Below are 21,821 nucleotides of genomic sequence, written 5' to 3' on the forward strand. Positions count from 1 at the left end.
CACGAAGCAATCTCACTAGTCGATAAAACTTAAATGAAGAACCAATCTCTTTACGATATCATCATCATTGGTGCCGGACCAATCGGTATGGCTTGCGCAATTGAAGCGCAAAAAGCAAATTTATCTTATCTGATTGTAGAAAAAGGTGCATTGGTGAATAGCTTGTTCAACTATCCGGTTTTTATGACATTCTTTTCCACCTCTCAAAAACTGGAAATTGGTGGTGTTCCTTTTGTAACGATAAGCCCTAAGCCAAATAGAAATGAAGCGGTAGAGTATTACCGTCGCGTAGCCGAAAAATTCAACCTGAACATAAATTTATTTGAAAGGGTAAATCAGGTTAAAAAAGAGGCTGATGGCATTTTTACAATCAATACTTCAAAAACAAGTTACACGGCTAAAAATGTAGTTGTTGCAACCGGGTTTTACGATGTTCCATTGCTTTTAAATGTTCCCGGCGAGGATTTACCAAAAGTTACACATTATTATAAAGACCCGCATTTGTATTCATTTCAGAACGTAGTTGTTGTTGGAGCAAATAATTCTGGCGTTGATGCAGCACTTGAAACTTACCGAAAAGGCGCAAAAGTAACGGTTATTATTAGAGGTAATGAACTTGGTCCGCATGTAAAATATTGGGTTCGCCCTGATATCGAGAACAGAATTAAAGAAGGGGAAATAACAGCGATTTTTAATTCAGAATTACTCGAGATTAGAGAAGGAGAAGTTGATATTAAAACTTCAGAAGGCATTAAAACCATTCCAAATGATTTTGTTATCGCCATGACGGGTTATCAGCCTGATTTTTCAATGTTAAGAAAATTTGGAATCGATTTACCTGAAAGTTTATGCCCGGCTTACAATGAACAAACGATGGAAACCAATGTTAAAGGGCTTTATTTAGCTGGTGTAGTTTGCGGAGGTATGGATACGCACAAGCTATTTATCGAAAATTCTCGTATTCATGCGGAGATGATTGTCAAGAATATTGTAAGGTAGGTTTACCTTTTTCATCATTGCGAGTCACGAAGCAATCTCGTATAATGATGTTTTGTCAAAAATAGATTGCTTCATGCCTAGCAATGACGATTTTTTCAATGTCACTGCACTTTCAAAACATCCTTTGTAAAACCATCAATTGCTGCTTCTACTGCTGGTAAATCTTTTGAAGTTAAGTAACTTCCTAAGACATGATTGCCAGCGTTTGGAATAGCTACTTTACGTTTAAGTGAAGCTGCTGTTCCAAGTTCATCAAACATTTTTAGCATTGCATCTACCCGAACGACTGGATCTTGTTCCAAATCATTTTTGTAATAATAAACCATTAAAACAGGCTGTTTTACCTTTTCGAAAACCTTTTTAAGCATGGTTGTTTCTACAAACTCTTGCAATTCTACCAAAGATTCTATTCTATAATTGGTGTACCAATATTTTTTATATTCTGCCGTTCTTCCATCAACTACACGCTCATCGCTGCCTAAAACACGCCTTGCAATTTGTAAACCCCATGGGTCGTTTAGCATCTAGGCGTTTCTGTCATTAATGGCAACATTCGGCGAAAGCAAAATCAGGCTGTTAATTTCAGGGTAGGTTGCTGCAAGTTTTAATGCTGCAGTACCGCCAGTTGAGGTGCCAATTAATATTACTTTTTTACCCAATTTATTACCAATGGCGAGTGCTTCTTTGCTGGTGTTCCATAAACCTTCTGCTGTAAAATGTTGTAATGGTGCAATGGTATCAATTCCATGGTCGGCTAACCGAGATAGATAAAGGTTTGCTTTTAATTTTTTAGCCAGGTTTAAATGCACCGGATTTCCTTCTATTTTGGATGCTGAAAAACCGTGTAAATACACAATCGCATATTCAGTTTGATTATGACTGCTATCTGCCCAGATAATTTCTGCTTGGTTACCTGGCTTTATTTTGTGTTTGCCTTCGCCGGTAGCTACATAATTTTCAAGCTCGTTTAGTTCCGGAACTTTTATGGGGCTTGCTGAATATATAGGTTTTTTAGGCTTTGGTCCTGCGAAATATGCCACAACCAAAATTGCCGATAAGCTTAACAAAATTTTATAGCGCTTTTTCATTCAGATGATATTTGCTTTTTAAAATTTAGATTTAACTACAGCTGCGGTAACCATTAACTGCCCAACGTGGCGCATGGTATGTTCTGCAGCATGAAATAGCAAACCAATAACGGTTGATGGCAAACTTGCTCTTCCAATTCCACGATAATCGCCTAAAGTTTTTTCGTCTGTATCCTTTAACTGTTTCAAAGCCAAATCAACTTGAGTATTAAATCTGGTATCCAAATCATTTACTTTATAGCCTACGGCTGAATCTTTGCCTTCTTCATACAATTGTTCAAATTGAAAATCGGTTAGCTTTTCTGCTCTTGCATAAGTAAAAAACCTATCAAGCGCGCCACTTAAATGTTGAAGATGAAAACCTACGGAAGCCATGTTTGCTGGTCGCTGCCATAGTAATTCTACAGGAAATTGATGCATATACTCATTAATTTCTTCTCTGGCTTGCAGCAATGCATGTGCTATTGGCTGCAATACGGTTATATATTCTGGTGATGGACCTCTTTGCCAAACTTCGAGCTGTTGCGACATTTTATTAAATTAGTATCTATTTAAAGGTAAAATATTTAATGAATATGTTAAGCAGCTACTTGGTTTTTATGGCATCTTTATGAGGAAACTTTGTGCCTAAACCTGACAATAGCGGCAGCCCCGAGTTTTTTTTACGAGGGCTACAGCGAATGGCAGGGCTGATGTTTACGAAGAATTACCGGAACGTTCATTTTCAATAAACCTTTTAAATTTAAGCTAATATTTAATTTTAAATCTTTAAAGATGTTCTATTTATACAATTTTGCTATTTTTGCGCTCCCGATAAGGTTTTAATACTTGTTGGAACATTTTAATAAATAAAATTGATATGAGTAGAGCAATAATAAAAACCGAAAAAGGTGATATGACTGTTGAGTTCTTTGAAAAAGATGCTCCGAAAGCAGTAGAAAACTTTAAGAAATTAGCAAAAGAAGGTTTTTACGATGGAGTAACTTTTCACCGTGTAATTCCTAATTTTATGGTACAAACAGGTTGCCCAAATTCTAAAGATGGTGCAACAGGAATGCCGGGTACAGGTGGCCCGGGTTATAAAATTGACTGTGAATTAGATGGTGAAAACCAATATCACGACCGTGGTGTATTATCTATGGCGCATGCAGGTAGAAATACAGGTGGTTCGCAATTTTTTATCTGCCATAGCAGAGCAAATACTGCACACCTAGACCGTAACCACACGGTGTTTGGTAAAGCTGTTGAAAATGTTGATCTTGTTGATGATATCCGTCAGGGTGATAAAATTTTAACTGTAGAAATAATTGAAGATTAAATCGCGTTATGCGTTTGGCGATAAGCGATTACCGCAAAACCCCAACCGCTAAGCGCTAAACAAATATATTATGAACTTAAGAGGAATAGTTGCCGTTTCGGGCAGACCAGGTTTGTACAAATTAGTTGGACAAAATAAAGTTGGTTATATTTTAGAAAGCCTTGATGAACAAAAATTAAAGGTTGTTGCAAATATTACAAATACAAAACTTGCTTCGCTTGAAGATATTACCGTTTACGGTGAAGAACAAGAAATTAAGCTTGTAGATGTTTTTGCGAAAATCAGCGAAAAAGGAACAACACCTGATACAAAATCGGATACGAAAGTGTTACGTGCGTATTTTAACGAGGTTGCGCCAGGACATGATGAAGAAAAGGTTTATGCTTCAGACATGAAGAAAATCATCGGTTGGTATAACTTATTAAAAGATATGCCTTTATTTACTGAAGACGCTCCAGAAACGCCAGGTACGCCAGCGGAGGTAAAACTATCGGAAGAAAAGGCTGCTGCAGATAAAAAACAAAAGGCTACAGGTGCAAAAGCTTCGAATGCGAAAGCAACAACTAAAACATCTGCTCCGGCTAAAAAAGCTAACATGACAAGTAAAAAAGGAGTATAATCTGCTTTTACTTATCTTTTTTAAACACAGAAGCCATTGCAATTTGCAATGGCTTCTGTGTTTAATAGATTTTTAGAAAAAGTACCATAAAATAGCAACTATCACTGCAGAGATAGCCAGACTAATCCATAAAACTTTATCGCTTCCTGATTGCCTGCTTTTAAATTTATATTGTCTTTTATATTTATCCAGTAACATAATCTCTTTTATTTAAATGATGTGTTTATTGTTATGATTCCACAAGCTAAGGTTAAATTTTTTAATTATTAAGCATGATGATAAGGCTCTCCTTTTAAAATGCTAAATCCCCTGTAAAGTTGCTCAACAAAGAATAAACGAATCATTTGATGAGAAAAAGTCATATCGGATAAGGAGATTAATCCATTTGCTCTTTTGTAAATACTATCATCAAAACCATAAGGTCCGCCGATTATAAATATTAAATGCTGAACGCTTCCAACCATCTGTTTATTTAAATATGCAGAAAACTGTACAGAAGAATACTTTTTACCAGTTTCATCCAACAAAATAACAACATCGCCATTGCTAATTTGTTTGTGTAGCAGTTCTGCCTCCTTTGTTTTTTGTTGTGCTTCTGAAAGGTTTTTTACATTCTTAACATCGGGTATGGCAACAAAATTAAAATTAATGTAGTGCTTTAAACGATTGATGTATTTATCAATGCCTTCGATTAAATATTTATCTTCAGTTTTGCCAATTGCTAAAAGCGTAATCTTCATTTAATAATTTTCTATCTTTAGAATTTTTGGAGATTCAAATATAATGTTAAAAACGCAAGCACAGATAATTTTTGGTTACAGCCAGCATATAGAACTGGTTACCGCTACGATAGAAAACACAAAAAAGCGGATAGAAAACTTTTCGTATTTAAGAATTGCTTTATTTTTTATTGAGGTTGCACTATTCGTTTTGCTGTTAAATTCTGCTGATGATATTGGGCGAACAATAATTCAAATTGGATTGGTAATACCGATTGCGGTTTTTGCTTTTGTTGTAAAAAAACAAAGCAAGCTGGATAATGAAATTTCTTATCAGAAACAACTGCTATGGGTGTATCAGAATGAGTGGAATCTGTTAAACGGTATAAAAAATGGTTATGATGACGGCGCCGAATACGAATCAGAAATTCATCCTTACACCTCTGATTTAGATATTTTTGGAAAAGCATCTTTATACGCATTAATCAACAGGTGTTATACCAAAAAGGGGAAGGCGCTGCTGGCGAAAAATCTTAAAGAAAGTGTACAAGCATCTTTTATTATATCCAGACAAGAAGCTGTAAAAGAGGTTTTAACTTGTATTGATGATACCTTTGATTTTAGGGCAAATCTGCATGGTTTCGATGCCGAAAAAATTGAGCGTATAAAAGCACAACTCGATAAGGAACTGGCAGCGCAACTCGAATTTATCAGAAATGGAGCATTAAAGATCTACGTAAAAATAGCTCCTTTTATATCCTTCGGGATACTTGCTGTTGCAATATTTTTTGGTGGAATTTTTTGGAATTTGTTAACGGTTTATTTATTGGCGAACATTGCTTTTGTCGTTTCAAAAGGCTCGAAAATAAACAAGGTGTATTATAGTTTTAGCGGTGGTTCAAATCTTTTAAATGGTTATGCAAAAGCCATAAGCTGGACAGAAAAACATAGTTGGAACACTATTTACATTCAATCTTTATTTGCTATTGATAAACCAGTAAGCGAAGAAATTAAGAAGCTTTCGAAAATTATTCAGGAATTTGATGCAAGGCTGAATATTGTAGTGAGCACAGCGCTTAATGCTTTTTTGCTGTGGGATTTAAAATGTTGTATTAAACTTAATGAGTGGCATCAAAATTCATCAAAAGATGTTGTGGCTGCATTAAACCAATTAGGTGATTTTGAAGAGCTGATAGCTCTGGCAACCCTTGCATACAATCAACCTGAATGGGTTTTCCCTAAAATAAAAAATGATTTTACTTTACAAGCTGAAGAAATCGGACATCCGCTGATTCCTGAAAACATCAGGGTACGTAATAATTATAATATAGAAAGCACTCCCACGGTTGATGTTGTAACTGGCTCGAACATGGCTGGAAAAAGTACATTTTTAAGAACAGTAGGTATTAATGCAGTATTGGCTTATACGGGTGCGCCAGTGTGTGCCAAAGAAATGAACCTTTCGGTTTTTAAGTTGAATACTTTTATGCGAATTAAAGATTCGTTAAATGAAAGTACATCAACTTTTAAGGCCGAGTTAAATCGTTTGAAAATGATTTTGGATAATGTATCAAAATCAAGAGATACTTTTGTTTTAATTGATGAGATGTTGCGTGGAACCAATAGTCGCGATAAATATTTAGGCTCAAAGGTTTTTATTGAAAAGTTGATTGCCGAACAAACACCGGCATTATTTGCCACTCATGATTTGCAACTGGCTGATATGATAAACGAACATCCAGAAACATTAAGAAATTTCCACTTCGACATTCAAATACAAGATGGCGAGATGAAATTTGATTATAAATTAAAGCAAGGGCCATGCTCTACTTTTAATGCAGCAATTTTACTAAAAGAAATAGGCTTGAGTTTGGAATAATTACCGCAATAGCATTACTGAACCCGAATATTTTACGTTTTCATTTTTTAGCGTAGTGCCAAGAATCAGATAATAATAAATTCCAACAGGCAAATCATTGCCTTTAAAAACGCCTTTCCAATTGTCGTAAATGTTCTCGCTTAAAAAAACAACGCTCCCGTATCTGTTAAATATCTGAAGTTTATATCGCTTCAGGTTGGTTATCCCAACTATGAATTCATCATTAATTCCATCGCCATTTGGGGTAAAAGAATTTGGTGTAAAAATCGAACTCTCTTTTTTCACTAATAAATCGCCTAAAATAATACTGTTAAAGCAACCATTTTTAGAGAAAGCAGTAAGCTTTATTTTAAACAATCCATCGGTTTTAAATGTATGTAAAGGATTGGTTTCTGTTGATGTAAAGCCATCGCCAAATTCCCATTCATAAAAATCTGCATCTGTAGATTTATTAACAAAATTTATTGGTGCAGGAACAGAATATTTGCCATTAAAACCGGGTTCAGTATAAAAATTGGCAACTGGTATTTTTGCAATAGGTGGAATAACAATACTCGCAATAGTCGGAATACAACTGCCTGATGTAAGCGAAACGCTATATGTACCTGCCTGATTTAAATTTGTAATGGGTATTTCAATAGCATTTGTAGTGGCTTTAAAATTATCAGGGCCAGTCCATTCGTAAACAATGCCGGTTAAAATAGGAACAGATAGTTTTATAACATCGCCTATGCAAAACAATGGTTGATTAATGGCTATTACCGGTGTTTCAGGTTTTACCTCAACCGTTAAATCAACACTTTTCGTTGCTATACAGCCGTTCGGCGTTTCTATTGTTAAAGTTATCGTTCTTAAGCCAGGCGTTAGGTAGGTTATGATTTTTCCATCATTCAGGGTGTTTGTATTGCTCCCAACTCCATTCCCGAAATCCCAACTTACTTTAGTATAATTTTTTGAAGCATTTACGAGTGTAAAACTCTGGTTTGCTTCGCATTTATTATTGGTAACAATAGAAAAATCTGCCTCAGGTTTTAAATCTACTGATAAAATTTCTAAACTATTTTCAGGACTAACGCAGTCGCCCACTTGTATAAGTAGTTTGTATGTTCCTATCACTTCAGGTCCGGTTACCGGTATGGTTGGGTTTCTTTCTGGAGATGAAAAGTTATTAGGGCCAGACCAATGGTACGTTGCTAACTTTACAGCCGGGGTAGAAAGCTGAAGCACTTCGCCCTGGCATAGATTTACACTTGAAGCTGTTGCTAATGGTTTATCAGGCGTTTTAGCTACGATGAAGCTTTGGGTTGTTATCACATTACAACCGTTGGAGCCCATAGCTTCTAATACAACAACCTTTTCACCAGGTGTGCTGTAACTTATTTTAAAAGGACCTTTTTCTGTAGAGGATGTCATACTTGCGCCTTCGCCAAACGACCATTTTAAGGAAGTATAATTTTCAGACTTACTTTCAAAAACATATGCTTGAGCATCGGTGCAAGGACTCAATTTTTCGAATAGTATTTCTGAAGTAGGGCCAGCGAAATCTGCCGTGCCATCAAATTCTATGGTAAATCCATTATTCCCGCTCGAGAAATTATCGATTAAAAGTGCATAAGTATTGCCTTCAACTAAATCAACATATTTAACAAAACCATTTTGGGATGTATTTGGGCAACCAGAGCTTTCTGTTAAGTCCGTTTCCGTCATGCTTAACCCGGTTTTATAGTAACTTGGCGTACAAGTTACGCCACTCCCCGCGGCACATCGGATAGCATTAAGTAAATTAATTTTGCTGCAATCGCCATCAATGCCCAAATCATAAAAAACCCAGTCAATATCATTCGTAGTTACAGATGGTGTGATTACAAAAGTTAAAGTTCCAGCTTTTGAAGCTTTAAATAAATACCAGGAAGAATTGGATTCTCTACCTAAACAAGTTCCTTCAGATTCTGTGTTATTTTTGCCGGCACCTGTAACATTTAATTGAGTAAACGATTCTTTTGAACATAATATTGATGCCGATATACAATCCTGCCCTGCTTTTATCGGTGGAAAATAATTATCTACACATAATTTAAATGTCCCGGTATTATCATTTACAGCGCTCACTCTGATGTAATATTCCTGCCCAATTGTTAATGAACCTTTGTAAAGAGAAGTAACATTGTTTGAGCTAAAACTCGTTCCTATCATTTCAGATATTGAAGTGCTATTGGCTTCAAATGTGTAAAGCGCTACAAGTGGAGCTACCATGGTATTGGTACTTGCGGCATTAACTTTACCCGTAACGGATATGTTTACATCGTATTTTGATGCTGTAAATTTAAACCAAACGTCTTTACCTGTGGCAAGCCAACCCATAGGCTTTGCATAAGTGGTGGTTTGGGTGGCCTCTAAATTATTATATGTTGCATCGTCTGTGCAAAACGCTGATGTATTCGTAATTTTTATAGCATCTGCAATTTCATCATTTGCAGGTGGTGCAAGTTTTGCCCATGTTTGATATGAACAAAGCAACATAAATAAAGAGAGAAGTAGAAAGCGCATAAAGTAAATCTATAAAAAAATCCTTTTAGGTAATTAAGATAGTTAATGATTTATTAATATTAAACTTTCATCTTTATAGAAGCGATTTAGAAATGATAAGAGCTTCTGATTTTGGTAACGACTTTTTATGGGGCGTGGCAACTGCTGCAGCACAAATAGAAGGTACATCTGATATGTATGGCAAAGGTGCTTCGATTTGGGATACCTTTTCTGCAAAGAATGGTAAAATTAAAAATGGACATAAAATAAATGTAACCTGCGATTTTTACCACCGTTTTAGAGAAGACATTGCACTTGTTAAAATTTTAGGCTTCAAAGTTTTTAGGTTCTCCATCGCGTGGTCCAGAATTTTGCCTTTAGGCAGGGGAGATATAAATCAGGAAGGCATTAGGTTTTATCATAATGTAATTGATGAATGTTTGGAAAACGACATAATACCATACATTACTTTATACCATTGGGATTTACCGCAAGCGCTGGAAGACGAAGGCGGCTGGACCAGCTTTAGCATTAATGCTGCCTTTAATACTTTTATAAGTATTTGCGCAGTTGAATATGGCGATAAAGTTAAAAACTGGCTGGTTATAAACGAGCCATTCGGTTTTACATCACTTGGCTATATGTTGGGTATACATGCGCCAGGTAAAACTGGTCTGGGCAATTTCTTTTCTGCCGTTCATCATACAGCTTTGGCGCAAGCCGATGGTGGTAAAATACTACGAGCTGAGGTAAATAAAGCCCATATTGGTACCACATTTTCTTGCTCAGAAATTTTACCATTTACGCAAAGCGATAACGACAATCTGGCTGCCAATAGAATAGACTCTTTAATGAACAGATTATTTCTTGAGCCCATTTTGGGTTTGGGCTTTCCGACTGCAAATTGGGATGTTTTAGAGAAGTTTCAAATTGAATATGGAACCTGGCGACATACAGACAGGTATAAATTCGACTTTGATTATATTGGCTTACAAAACTATTTTCCGTTAACGGTGAAATATAATGCTTTTATTCCGGTTATACAGGCATGGGAAGTTAAAGCCAAGAGCAGAAAAAAACCTCATACGGCAATGGGCTGGGAAATTAACGCTGACAGTTTTTATAATATTATTATGAAGTTTGCAGCTTACCCGGGTGTAAAAAATATAATGATTACCGAAAATGGTGCGGCGTACCATGATAAAATTATTGATGGCAAAGTTATCGATAATGAACGCATCGAATATTTTAAATTATACCTTAATGCTTTGCTAAAAGCTAAGAATGATGGTGCTCCAATTTCTGGTTATATGGCCTGGACCTTAATGGATAACTTTGAATGGGCTGAAGGTTTTAACGCAAGATTTGGCCTGATATATAATGATTTTAAAACGCAGGAACGAACGATTAAAGAATCTGGTTATTGGTGGCAGGAGTTTTTAAGATTGTAAAGGTGTCTTTTGATTGCTAAACCCGGTAGCAGCGGTAATACTTTTTGTTGCAGATTTTTAACAAGCTCGAACTGACATTCGCAAAAAGATTTTAGCGGATAACGGGAGTATCGGAACCTAAGCAGTACTGAAAATGCTTTTAAAATAAAAAATCCCATTTCGATTTTACTCAAAATGGGATTTAACTATTCTAAACTTATAAATTCGGTTTCCCGGGTGTAGCGATTAGTTACCTGCTTTTGCAGCAGCTTCGGCTCTGATAATGTTTAATGCACCACCGGCTTTAAACCAATCAATTTGTTGCGCATTGTAACTATGGTTAACCGGAAATTGTTCCTGCGTGCCATCTAAATGATGTAAAACCAATGTTAGTGGTTTGTCTGGCGTAAATTCTGTTAAGCCTAAAATATCAATGGTATCACCTTCTAAAATTTTGTCGTAATCATCTTTATCGGCAAAGGTTAACCCAAGCATGCCTTGTTTTTTCAGATTGGTTTCGTGGATACGGGCAAAAGATTTTACCAATACCGCACGTACACCCAAATGACGAGGCTCCATAGCGGCATGTTCACGAGATGAACCTTCGCCATAGTTTTCATCGCCAACCACGATAGAACCTAAACCAGCCGCTTTATAATCACGTTGGGTTGCCGGAACCGGACCATATTCGCCGGTTAAGTCATTTTTAACGTTATCAGTTTTATCGTTGAAGTAATTTACCGCACCAATTAACATGTTGTTTGAAATATTATCTAAGTGACCACGGAATTTTAACCACGGACCAGCCATAGAAATATGATCGGTTGTACATTTACCTTTAGCTTTGATTAAAAGTTTTAAGCCTTTTAAGTCTGTACCTTCCCAAGGCGTAAAAGGATCTAATAACTGTAAACGATGAGAGGTTGGAGAAACCAAAACCTCAACTTTAGAGCCATCAGCCGCTGGTGCCTGAAAACCTGCATCTTCTACCGCAAAACCTTTTGTAGGCAATTCTAATCCGGTAGGAGGGTCGAGTTTTACTTGTTCGCCTTTATCGTTTGTTAAAGTATCTGTTAATGGATTGAAACCTAAATTACCGGAAATTGCAATGGCAGCAACCATTTCTGGCGAAGCTACGAATGCGTAGGTGTTTGGATTTCCGTCGGCACGTTTAGCAAAGTTTCTGTTAAACGAGTGTACAATTGTATTTTTTTCTGCTTTTTCTGCACCAGTTCTATCCCACATGCCAATACATGGTCCGCAGGCATTGGTAAAAATTGTAGCATTTAAATCTTCGAAAGTTTTTAAGTAGCCATCTCTATCTGCAGTGTAACGCACTTGCTCTGAACCCGGATTTATACCAAACTCTGCTTTAGTTGCCAAGCCTTTTGAAATTGCCTGGTTTGCAATTGATGCTGCTCTTGATAAATCTTCGTAAGAAGAATTGGTACAAGAACCAATTAAGCCCCATTCTACTTTTAAAGGCCAGCCATTTTTCTCTGCTTCTGTTTTCATTTGAGAAACCGGAGTAGCTAAATCTGGTGTAAACGGACCGTTTAAATATGGTTCTAATGTATCTAAATCAATTTCGATAACCTGATCGAAATAACGTTCCGGGTCAGCATAAACCTCAGCGTCGCCGGTTAAATATTCTGCAATTTTGTTTGCTTCATCAGCAACATCATTTCTGTTTGTAGCACGTAAATAGCGTTCCATGCTCTCATCATAACCAAAAGTTGATGTAGTTGCGCCGATTTCAGCACCCATATTACAAATGGTTCCTTTACCGGTGCAGCTCATAGAGGTAGCGCCATCGCCAAAATATTCTACAATTGCACCTGTACCACCTTTTACTGTTAAAATACCTGCAACTTTAAGAATAACATCTTTAGCAGCTGTCCAACCGTTTAATTTTCCGGTTAACTTAACACCAATAAGTTTAGGGAATTTTAGTTCCCAAGGTAGGCCAGCCATAACATCGCAAGCATCAGCACCACCCACACCAATTGCAACCATACCCAAACCGCCGGCATTTACCGTGTGTGAGTCGGTACCAATCATCATCCCACCCGGGAATGCGTAATTTTCTAAAACAACCTGGTGAATGATACCAGCGCCGGGTTTCCAGAAACCAATACCATATTTGTTTGAAACAGATGATAGGAAATCAAAAACTTCAGCACTCTCTGTTTTAGCATGCGGTAAATCTATAGAAGCACCTTCTTTAGCGGTAATTAAGTGATCGCAATGAACTGTAGAAGGCACGGCAACTTTTGGTCTGCCTGCCTGCATAAACTGCAGTAAAGCCATCTGAGCGGTTGCGTCTTGCATCGCTACACGGTCTGGAGCGAAATCAACATAATCAGATCCGCGAGAAAATGCTTTTTTAGGTTCTTCGGCCCAAAGGTGAGCATATAATATCTTTTCTGATAATGTTAAAGGTCTGCCGACAACTTTACGGGCTGCTTCTACGCGGCCAGGAAAGTTTGCATAAACCTTTTTAATCATGTCTATATCAAAAGCCATATTTTATTTTTTTAAATGATGTTGAATAAGGTTACTTTCTAAAGTAAACAATTTTAAATAGACTTATTTTTGAAATTTGTCATAATTCGCTATTTAAAATCATTCTATGAAAATATTTATAAATGAAAAGGCTATCTGATACCTCGGATAGCCTTTTCAATTGATTAACAAATGATATGTTTTTTTGTTCTTATTGTTTTGTAGAAATTGGGGTAAACTTGGTTAAGTTGATGCCTTCTACAGCCATTTTATATTCTTCTATACTTGGAATACGACCCAAAATAGCAGATAAAACAACAACAGGCGTTGAAGCCAGTAACGATTCTCCTTTTTTGCCATCTCTATCTTCTACTACACGCCCTTGAAACAAACGTGTTGATGTAGCCATTACAGTATCACCTTTGGCTGCTTTTTCCTGGTTACCCATACACAGGTTACAACCAGGGCGCTCTAAGTACATAATGTTTTCGTATTCGGTACGGGCAGCACTTTTTGGTAAAGCATCGCTAAATTCAAAACCCGAATATTTTTGTAAATATTCCCAATCGCCTTCGGCTTTTAGTTCATCAATAATGTTATAAGTAGGAGCGGCCACAACAAGCGGTGCTTTAAATGATACACTACCGGTTTGGTTTTCAACGTTTTTCAACATTTGAGAAACAATTTTCAGGTCGTCTTTGTGTACCATACAAGAACCAACAAAACCTAAATCAACTTTTTTATCGCCATCGTAAAAAGTTAAATCTCTGATGGTATCGTGTGTGTAGCGTTTAGAAACATCCGCATTATTTACATCCGGATCTGCAATCATTGGCTCGTTAATGATGTCTAAATCGATAACTACTTCAGCATAATATTTTGCGTTATCATCAGGCATTAAAGCTGGTTTAATGCCAGTTTTAATTTCTTCGATACGTTTGTTTGCTTTATTGATTAAACCTTGAAGAACCTGGTTATGGTTGTCCATACCTTTATCAATCATTATCTGAATGCGGTTTTTCGCAATTTCTAACGACTGAATTAATGTATCATCCTGAGAAATACAGATAGAGGCTTTTGCCTTCATCTCTGCGGTCCAATCTGTAAATGTAAATGCCTGGTCGGCTAATAAAGTGCCAATATGTACTTCAATAATGCGGCCCTGGAATACGTTCTCACCATCAAACTGCTGTAACATTTGCAGTTGTGTAGCATGAACAACATCACGAAAATCCATGTGTGCTTGCATTTCGCCCTTGAAAGTAACTTTTACAGATTCAGGAATTGGCATGGAAGCTTCGCCTGTGGCTAATGCTAAAGCCACAGTTCCAGAATCTGCTCCGAAAGCTACACCTTTAGACATACGCGTGTGCGAGTCACCACCAATGATGATTGCCCATTCATCAATCGTAATATCATTAAGCACTTTGTGGATTACATCCGTCATTGCATGATATTCGCCTTTCGGGTCGCGAGCGGTAATTACACCAAACTCGTTCATAAATTTCATTAATTTAGGGATATTGGCCTGTGCTTTTTTATCCCAAACTGAAGCAGTGTGGCAACCAGATTGATATGCACCATCCACAATTGGAGAGATAACTGTGGCTGCCATGGCCTCTAACTCCTGGGCAGTCATTAAACCGGTAGTATCCTGAGAGCCTACAATGTTTACTTCAACACGAACGTCTGAACCGGCATGTAACACTTTACCTTGCGTTAAACCAACAGCATTTCTATTAAAGATTTTTTCTACAGCGGTTAAACCCTGGCCTTCGATAGACACTTCTTTTGCAGGAGCATAAACTAAAGGCGCTTCAACACCTAAAACTCTGGCAGCAAAAGTTTGGATTTTTTTACCAAACACGATGGCATAAGATCCACCAGCTTTTATAAATTCCAATTTTTGTGGAGTTAAAGCCTTTGAAATATCAATAAGCTCCTGCTCGCCATTGTATAATTTTTTTGTTCTCGTGTTAATGGTCAGAACCGTACCGGTTTCAACTGAATAAACTTCTTCTAAAATAGGTTCGTTATTTTCATTACGGATAACGTTTCCGTTCTCATCCGTTTTCTTAACCCAATTTTTAAGGTCGATACCAATACCGCCAGTAACATCAACAGTTGTTAAAAAAATTGGCGAAATACCATTTGTACCACCAACAATTGGCGCAATATTTACAAATGGAACATAAGGGCTTGAGCGTTTTCCTGTCCAAAGTGCAACGTTATTTACACCCGACATACGAGAAGAACCAACACCCATTGTACCTTTTTCTGCTACAAGCATCACACTTTTATCTGGATGCTGAGCTTGTAAAGCCTTAATTTGTGCCTGAGCTTCTGGTGTAATCATACATTTACCATGTAACTCGCGGTCAGAACGGGAGTGCGCCTGATTACCAGGAGATAATAAATCGGTAGAAATATCGCCAATACCGGCAATAAAGGTTACCACTTTAATTTCCTCAGCAATTTCTGGAAGCTTGGTGAAAAATTCGGCTTTCGCATAACTTTCTAATATTTCTTTCGCAATTTCATTACCATTAGTGTATGCTTCCTTCAAACGGTCGGTATCTGCATCGTATAGGTAAACCTGTGTCTTTAACACTTCTGCAGCTTTTTTAGCCTTATCGCCATTATCTGCTAAAGCGATATCCAATAAAACTTTGATAGACGGACCGCCTTTCATGTGCGATAGCAATTCGAAAGCGAAATCAGGCGTGATTTCCGGAACAACAGCTCCACCTAAAATAATTTCTTTTAAAAATTCGGCTTTTACGCCAGCTGCACCAGTTGTACCCGGCAAGGTATTGTATATGAAAAAATTAACAGCATCTGCTCTGTTAAAGTTGTTTACATTTTTGATTTGGTCAATTATTTCACTTAATAATTCGGCACTATCAATTGGTTTAGGGTGAAGACCTTGGGTTTTTCTATCTTCAATCTCCTGGATATAATCGTTATAAATACTCATCTTATATATTTTATTCCTTTCGCTTTAAGCGATGCAAAAAATGCAAACAGCCCTAGCTTAGAATTATTTTTTTGTGAATTAATTTGTGTTGGTTAGCCAAAAAATACTGTTTTTGGAATTAGAGCAAAAATAGCAAAAACAACCTTTAAACGCAAATAAGGCAGGCGATTAAATAATGAAAATTGTATAATATGATATCACTTTAACGAAGAAGGTTTAACGATAATTTTGCTTTAAAAAAATCATGGTTCTAAATAACTGAAATTAATGCGTTGCCATTTTTTCTAAGCGGAGAGCTGTTCATTTACGAACAGTTATGTTTAATTATGAACGTATGGAATTCAGGTTTATCTTTAAAATTCCATCTACAATCCAATAATGAGGCATTGCCACAAATGGCACAGCAATGGCTAAAAACTACAACGTTGAAAAAGTGAAACCTCTATCAGCGAAATAACTTAAAACCTTGGGTAATGCATATTCTAATCTGTCAAAAGCTTTTAAACTATCGTGAAATACAATTATAGATCCGTTTTGAGTATGTTTAATTACATTTTGATAGCATTTTTCTGGGGGAAGTTTGATGTCAAAATCGCCACTTAAAACATCCCACATCACAATTTCAAGATTTGCGATTTGCGATTTGAGATTTGCGATTTGACTTTTCTTAATCCTCCCGTAAGGTGGGCGAAAAAGATTTGTTTGCGTTAAAGTCTGGCATTTTAAGGCATTTTGAATGTAGGTTTCATCGTTGGTAATCCATCCTTTTAGGTGATTAAAAGTGTGGTTTCCGATAGCATGGCCATCGTTTTTTACACGTTGAAAAACTTCGGGATGCTTTGAAATATTATCACCAATACAAAAGAATGTCGCTTTTGCATTAAATGCTTTTAAAGTTTTTAATACAAAATCTGTAACATTGGGTATAGGTCCATCGTCAAAGGTTAAATAAATAACTTTTTCCTTTCGGGATTTATTCCATAATAATGATGGATAATACCATTTAAGCAGAAGCGGCGATTTCACAAGGTACATTGCTTTCAAAGGTAATAATTGCCTTGATAGATTGAAATTATTAAAGTTGTTTATATAGATTTGAAAAACTAATTATGAAGATGTTTACCACAAATAAATTAATTACCGGTTCTGCATTATTGTTAGCCTTAAGTTTCAGCCAGGCAGTTAAAGCTCAAGAAGTTATTACAATAGAACAAGCTGTTGACAGGACGCTGAAAAATAACCTGAATATTAAACAAGCTGCCTTTAGCGCTTCTATTAGCGAAGAAAATTTAACTCAATCAAAAAATGCATTGTTGCCAACTGTAAATGGAAGTGTTAACCAATCGTTGCAGTGGGGTAGGAGTCAGCAGGTTTCGGGTTTATTTGAAAATACACAAAACTACAACCTAAATCCTAATATCAATGCAAATGTTTCGCTTTTTGGTGGTGGTACAAAAATCAATCAGATAAAACAGAATAAATTTTTATTAGATGCCAGTAAAACTAATGTAGATAAGGTTAAAAATGATTTGATTTTGCAGGTTGTTACGGCGTATCTTCAGGTTTTAAATAACCAAGACCAGGTTAAAGCCACACAACAACAATTAGAGGTTGCAAATGCTACATTAAAACGCGAACAGATTTTATTAGATGCTGGCAGCAAAACAATTGCAGATATTTCTTTGGCTAAATCTCAAGCGGCCACTGCAGAATTAAATTTAACTAATGCAGAAAATCAATTGGCGGTGTCGTATTTAACATTGGGCCAGTTAATGGAAATTCAGCCACCAATGACTTTTAAGGTTCAGCCTCCGTTGGTTAACGAGGTGGATAATGTAAAAACATCTTACGTACCTGATGATATTTACAAACAGGCAATGGAAAGTTTTCCTGATATTAAATTGGCTATTGATTATAAAAAGGCTGCAGAAAAAGCCATTGATGTTGCAAAAGGCAGCTATTTTCCTCAAATTACTTTCGGTGGAGGTTTAGGCTCTGCATATTATTATCAGTTTAACGCCAGTCAGTTCCGTTCAAATTCGGGCTTAACAGATCAGTTGGCAGATAACTTTGGTAAGTTTATAAATATGGGTATTCAAGTTCCTATTTTTAATGGCTTTTCAACTCGTTCAAATGTTCGTAGAGCAAAAATTACTTTAATGCAGCGCCAAACTGATGAGGCTTTAGCAAAAAATAATTTAATTAAAGTAATTAACCAGGCTGTTGTAGATTTAACGGCTGCAAAAAGCAGATATGCATCTACTCAAAATGCTTTTCTTGCTCAAAAAGATGCATTTTATGCCGTTGATTTACGCTATGAACAAGGTTTAGTAAATTCTTTAGATTACAGTACTGCTCAAACGAACAGAAATAGAGCCGAAATTGATTTTATTTTAGCTAAATATGATTTAATTTTTAGAGCTAAAGTAATTGATTATTATTTAGGCAAGCAAATCACGTTTTAACGCATAAACACTACAATTTTAAATACAAACAAACGAAATACAATAAATTATTATGAAACTTAAACACATTCTAATTACCATTGGCGTTATCCTGGTTGTTTTAATCGGATTAAAGCTTGCTGGCGTTATTGGCGGCAGTAAGGCCGAGAAAATAACTACAGATAAAGCGGCAGAAAGAACGGTTGTAGAAACCGTAACAGCGAGCGGTAAAATTCAACCTGAAACCGAAGTTAAGCTGAGTTCGGAAGTTTCTGGTGAGGTTGTAGAGCTAAAGGTTAAGGAAGGTGATATTGTTAAAGCCGGCCAGTTACTTTGTAAAGTACGTCCGGATGTTTTACAATCGGGTTATGAAAGAACTGTAGCTTCCTTCAATGCTCAAAAAGCGAGTGTAGCAGCGGCACAACAACAGCTTATTCAAAACCAGGCAAATTTTGCCAATGCAGAGGCTACTTATAAACGTAATGTAGAATTGTTTAATAAGAAAGTAATTTCTGCTTCTGAGTTTGATGCAGCAAAAGCTGCTTATTTAACAGCAAAAGCAAACTTAGCAAGTGCCAAAGAAAATGTTGTTGGTGCTAAATTTACATTAGAACAAACCGGTGCAAATGTTAAAGAAGCTGGTGCAAACCTTGCTAAAACTACAATTTACGCACCTGTAGATGGTGTGGTTTCTAAACTTTCAATAGAGCTTGGCGACCGTATTTTAGGAACATCGCAAATGGCAGGTACAGAAATTATGCGTATTTCTAATTTATCATCAATGGAAGTAAATGTTGATGTAAACGAAAATGATATTACCCGTGTAAAAGTTGGCGATAAAGCATCGATTGAAGTAGATGCCTTCTCTGATAAAAAATTTAGAGGTGAGGTTACTGAAATTGCAAGTTCTTCAACCGCAGTTGGAACAACAACTTCTACTTCTGTAGATCAGGTAACTAACTTCTCTGTAAAAATCAGAATTACTGAAGAATTATCTGGCAAACAACAATCAATTTTCCGTCCGGGTATGTCTGCTACGGTTGATATTGAAAGCGAATCATTAAAAGGTTTATCAGTGCCAATTCAGGCTGTATTTACCGATAATAAAAATAAATCTGGCGATAGCGGAGATGCAAATAATCAGGAGAATAGCGATAAACAAAAATCTAAACTGACGGATAAAACCGTTAAGCAATTCGTTTATGTTTACGATGCAGCCAGCAAAAAAGTTAAACAAACAGAAGTTACTACAGGTATTCAAAACGACCAGTTTATCATTGTTAAATCAGGTGTAAAAAATGGTCAGGAGATTGTTACCGGTCCTTATTCTGCTATTCAGGGTAAACTAAAAGACGGAATGGTTGTAGAAAAGACATCTAAAGACCAACTATTTAACAAAGAAGGTAAAAAATAGATTTTTTAGTTTGAAAGGTTTAAGGCCTAAGGTTTAGATTGCGTACATGCATCTACACCTTAGGCCTTTTATTTTTTTTTGCCTTAATATTTGCCATTAATAGTAACTTGCAGCCTTAAGGTGTAAGATTTAGGATTTAAAGCATTTGCTTTTAAACTAAGCCTTACACCTTTTACCTTTAATTTTTTTTAAACAGATGTTACCAAAAATAGCCATGATAGGTGGTGGAAGCTGGGCTACCGCCATAGTAAAAATGCTTTCAGATAATTTAACCGAAAAAGAAATTTTTTGGTGGATGCGTAATAATGATGCTATTGATAACATTAAAAAATTTAAACACAATCCGCATTACCTAAGTTCGGTGGAGATTAAGCTACCCGCCGATAACATTTCATCAGATATTAAGTGCATAGTTAAGGCCGCTGATTTTATTATTTTAAACGTGCCGGCTGCATTTTTAAAAGATTCTTTGGTAGATATTACCGCTGATGATTTAAAAGGCAAAAAAATTGTTTCGGCAATTAAAGGTATTGTGCCCGAAGATAACCTGATTATTGGTGAATTTTTGCATCAGAAATACAACGTTTCTTACGATGATATTTTAGTGGTAAGCGGCCCATGCCATGCAGAAGAAGTTGCTTTTGAAAAACTTTCTTACCTTACAATTGCCTGTACAGATATTGATAACGCCTTAACTTTTGCTTCATTTTTAAATACACGCTACATAAAAACCAACGTGTCCGACGATATTTTCGGGACCGAATATGCTGCGGTTTTAAAAAATATTTACGCCGTAGCCAGTGGTATTTGCCACGGAATTGGCTATGGAGATAACTTTCAGGCGGTTTTAATTAGTAACGCTATTCGAGAAATTAAGCGTTTTGTAGATGCCGTTCATCCTATCGACCGCGATATAAAAGAATCGGCCTATTTGGGCGATTTATTGGTTACCGCTTACTCGCAGTTTAGCCGAAACAGAACTTTTGGTAACATGGTTGGTAAAGGCTACACTGTTAAATCTGCACAGTTGGAAATGAATATGATTGCCGAAGGCTATTACGCTGCAAAATGTATGCACATCAAAAACAACGATTACAATGTAGATATGCCAATTTGTAAAGCCGTACACAGCATTTTGTACGAGAACCGTTCGCCTGCCGTAGAAATGAAACTATTGGCAGAAAAGCTTAATTAACCTTTCGTTTTTTGCAGAGATTTTGTTTTTAGCCCCGGGCAAAGCGGCATCCCTGTAGCGCAGCGAAAGGATATAGCAAAGCACGGGAAGATACGCTGAAAAGAATTACAGGTTTTGCGCTTCAAATATTTGTAAAGCAATTTCAAGGCTTATGGGTTACTGTTGTCCTACTTTCCGCTAATATCTATTTCATGAATGTCAGCTTTTATCCTGGCGTTTGTACTTCGAAATAGGATAACGCTGCAATTAGGTTTATTTAACGTACAACTCTGCTGTATGGCAAAACAAAACCACCAATCGCTTGTTATAATATCCAAATAAAATTAAATGGTTATGAAAAAGAAATTAGCAATAGGATTATTTACGCTTGCATTATTTGGAGGTTTAACCTTTAGTGCGCAGGCACAAGAGAAAAAAACTGAGGTTGGTAAAGCTTTAGACAAAACTGGTAAAGCAATTGGTAAAGGCGCAAAATCTGTAGGCAATAAAACTGCTGAGGTAGCTGTAAAAAGCGAAGCAAAAGTAACAGATAAAACCTGGAAAGGCAGAATGGCTCCAGATGGTTCGAATGTTTACATTAACTCGAAAAACGAAAAATACTACGTTAACGCTAAAGGTGCAAAAATTTGGTTAAAACCTAGCCAGATTAAAATCAGACCATAATACAGCTAAAAGAAAACAAAAAAAACCGATATTAATTATCGGTTT

General features: G+C 36.5%; 17 protein-coding genes. 9 read left to right on the forward strand and 8 right to left on the reverse strand.

What is annotated here, in order from left to right; all coding sequences use genetic code 11:
• Nucleotides 1-33: 33 nt before the first annotated feature.
• Nucleotides 34-999, forward strand: coding sequence for a YpdA family putative bacillithiol disulfide reductase (locus LUA90_RS13305; protein ID WP_231491227.1), 966 nt, complete (start codon nucleotides 34-36; stop codon nucleotides 997-999).
• Between the two features lie 101 nt (nucleotides 1,000-1,100).
• Here the strand turns inward: LUA90_RS13305 and LUA90_RS13310 are convergent, their stop codons facing one another.
• Genes LUA90_RS13310 through LUA90_RS13320 form a run of 3 tightly spaced genes read right to left on the reverse strand, consistent with a single transcriptional unit; the run spans nucleotide 1,101 to nucleotide 2,618 of the window.
• Nucleotides 1,101-1,523 (reverse strand): hypothetical protein, encoded by a 423-nt coding sequence (locus tag LUA90_RS13310; RefSeq protein WP_231491228.1) that lies wholly within the window; start codon nucleotides 1,521-1,523, stop codon nucleotides 1,101-1,103.
• On the reverse strand, nucleotides 1,524-2,087 hold the full coding sequence (locus LUA90_RS13315) for a carboxylesterase (protein WP_231491229.1): 564 nt from the start codon (nucleotides 2,085-2,087) through the stop codon (nucleotides 1,524-1,526).
• Nucleotides 2,088-2,105: 18 nt separating this feature from the next.
• Nucleotides 2,106-2,618: a DinB family protein gene (locus LUA90_RS13320; protein ID WP_231491230.1), complete on the reverse strand. Its 513-nt coding sequence runs from the start codon at nucleotides 2,616-2,618 to the stop codon at nucleotides 2,106-2,108.
• A gap of 328 nt (nucleotides 2,619-2,946) precedes the next feature.
• Here LUA90_RS13320 and LUA90_RS13325 point away from each other — a divergent pair, with 328 nt between their 5' ends.
• Entirely contained in the window at nucleotides 2,947-3,405 is a 459-nt protein-coding gene (locus LUA90_RS13325; protein ID WP_231464222.1) for a peptidylprolyl isomerase, read from the forward strand.
• A 70-nt stretch (nucleotides 3,406-3,475) separates the two neighbouring features.
• The gene (locus LUA90_RS13330; RefSeq protein WP_231464220.1) at nucleotides 3,476-4,024 is read left to right on the forward strand and encodes a DUF5606 domain-containing protein; all 549 of its coding nucleotides are present in this window, start codon (nucleotides 3,476-3,478) and stop codon (nucleotides 4,022-4,024) included.
• A 266-nt stretch (nucleotides 4,025-4,290) separates the two neighbouring features.
• Here the strand turns inward: LUA90_RS13330 and rlmH are convergent, their stop codons facing one another.
• A complete protein-coding gene (gene rlmH, locus LUA90_RS13335) occupies nucleotides 4,291-4,764 on the reverse strand; it encodes a 23S rRNA (pseudouridine(1915)-N(3))-methyltransferase RlmH (protein WP_231464219.1) in 474 nt (157 codons plus the stop codon).
• A 43-nt stretch (nucleotides 4,765-4,807) separates the two neighbouring features.
• On the opposite strand from rlmH, the gene LUA90_RS13340 reads away from it, so the two are divergent.
• Complete coding sequence (locus LUA90_RS13340) at nucleotides 4,808-6,622, forward strand: DNA mismatch repair protein MutS (protein ID WP_231491231.1); 1,815 nt, start codon at nucleotides 4,808-4,810, stop codon at nucleotides 6,620-6,622.
• Here LUA90_RS13340 and LUA90_RS13345 read toward each other — a convergent pair whose 3' ends face one another.
• Nucleotides 6,623-9,169, reverse strand: coding sequence for a PKD domain-containing protein (locus LUA90_RS13345; RefSeq protein WP_231491232.1), 2,547 nt, complete (start codon nucleotides 9,167-9,169; stop codon nucleotides 6,623-6,625).
• Between the two features lie 92 nt (nucleotides 9,170-9,261).
• On the opposite strand from LUA90_RS13345, the gene LUA90_RS13350 reads away from it, so the two are divergent.
• Nucleotides 9,262-10,599 (forward strand): GH1 family beta-glucosidase, encoded by a 1,338-nt coding sequence (locus tag LUA90_RS13350; RefSeq protein WP_231464213.1) that lies wholly within the window; start codon nucleotides 9,262-9,264, stop codon nucleotides 10,597-10,599.
• 225 nt (nucleotides 10,600-10,824) lie between these two features.
• Here the strand turns inward: LUA90_RS13350 and LUA90_RS13355 are convergent, their stop codons facing one another.
• The 3 genes from LUA90_RS13355 to LUA90_RS13365 all read right to left on the reverse strand — a co-directional run bounded on the left by LUA90_RS13355 (nucleotide 10,825) and on the right by LUA90_RS13365 (nucleotide 17,095).
• Nucleotides 10,825-13,104, reverse strand: a complete 2,280-nt coding sequence (locus LUA90_RS13355) for an aconitate hydratase (protein ID WP_231464212.1) — start codon at nucleotides 13,102-13,104, stop codon at nucleotides 10,825-10,827.
• A 190-nt stretch (nucleotides 13,105-13,294) separates the two neighbouring features.
• Nucleotides 13,295-16,060: a bifunctional aconitate hydratase 2/2-methylisocitrate dehydratase gene (locus LUA90_RS13360; protein WP_231491233.1), complete on the reverse strand. Its 2,766-nt coding sequence runs from the start codon at nucleotides 16,058-16,060 to the stop codon at nucleotides 13,295-13,297.
• A gap of 417 nt (nucleotides 16,061-16,477) precedes the next feature.
• Nucleotides 16,478-17,095: a polysaccharide deacetylase family protein gene (locus LUA90_RS13365; protein WP_231491234.1), complete on the reverse strand. Its 618-nt coding sequence runs from the start codon at nucleotides 17,093-17,095 to the stop codon at nucleotides 16,478-16,480.
• A 74-nt stretch (nucleotides 17,096-17,169) separates the two neighbouring features.
• Between LUA90_RS13365 and LUA90_RS13370 the strand changes: the two genes are divergently transcribed.
• From LUA90_RS13370 to LUA90_RS13385, 4 genes are all read left to right on the forward strand, one after another.
• Nucleotides 17,170-18,525 carry a TolC family protein gene (locus LUA90_RS13370; RefSeq protein ID WP_231464207.1) on the forward strand — a complete coding sequence of 452 codons (1,356 nt, stop codon included), beginning with the start codon at nucleotides 17,170-17,172 and terminating at the stop codon, nucleotides 18,523-18,525.
• A 52-nt stretch (nucleotides 18,526-18,577) separates the two neighbouring features.
• Nucleotides 18,578-19,918 (forward strand): efflux RND transporter periplasmic adaptor subunit, encoded by a 1,341-nt coding sequence (locus LUA90_RS13375; protein ID WP_231464205.1) that lies wholly within the window; start codon nucleotides 18,578-18,580, stop codon nucleotides 19,916-19,918.
• A 196-nt stretch (nucleotides 19,919-20,114) separates the two neighbouring features.
• Nucleotides 20,115-21,113, forward strand: a complete 999-nt coding sequence (locus LUA90_RS13380) for an NAD(P)H-dependent glycerol-3-phosphate dehydrogenase (RefSeq protein WP_231491235.1) — start codon at nucleotides 20,115-20,117, stop codon at nucleotides 21,111-21,113.
• Nucleotides 21,114-21,446: 333 nt separating this feature from the next.
• Nucleotides 21,447-21,776: a hypothetical protein gene (locus LUA90_RS13385; protein WP_231464201.1), complete on the forward strand. Its 330-nt coding sequence runs from the start codon at nucleotides 21,447-21,449 to the stop codon at nucleotides 21,774-21,776.
• Nucleotides 21,777-21,821: the final 45 nt, after the last annotated feature.

The organism is Pedobacter sp. Leaf170 (assembly GCF_920984665.1).
GTDB lineage: Bacteria > Bacteroidota > Bacteroidia > Sphingobacteriales > Sphingobacteriaceae > Pedobacter.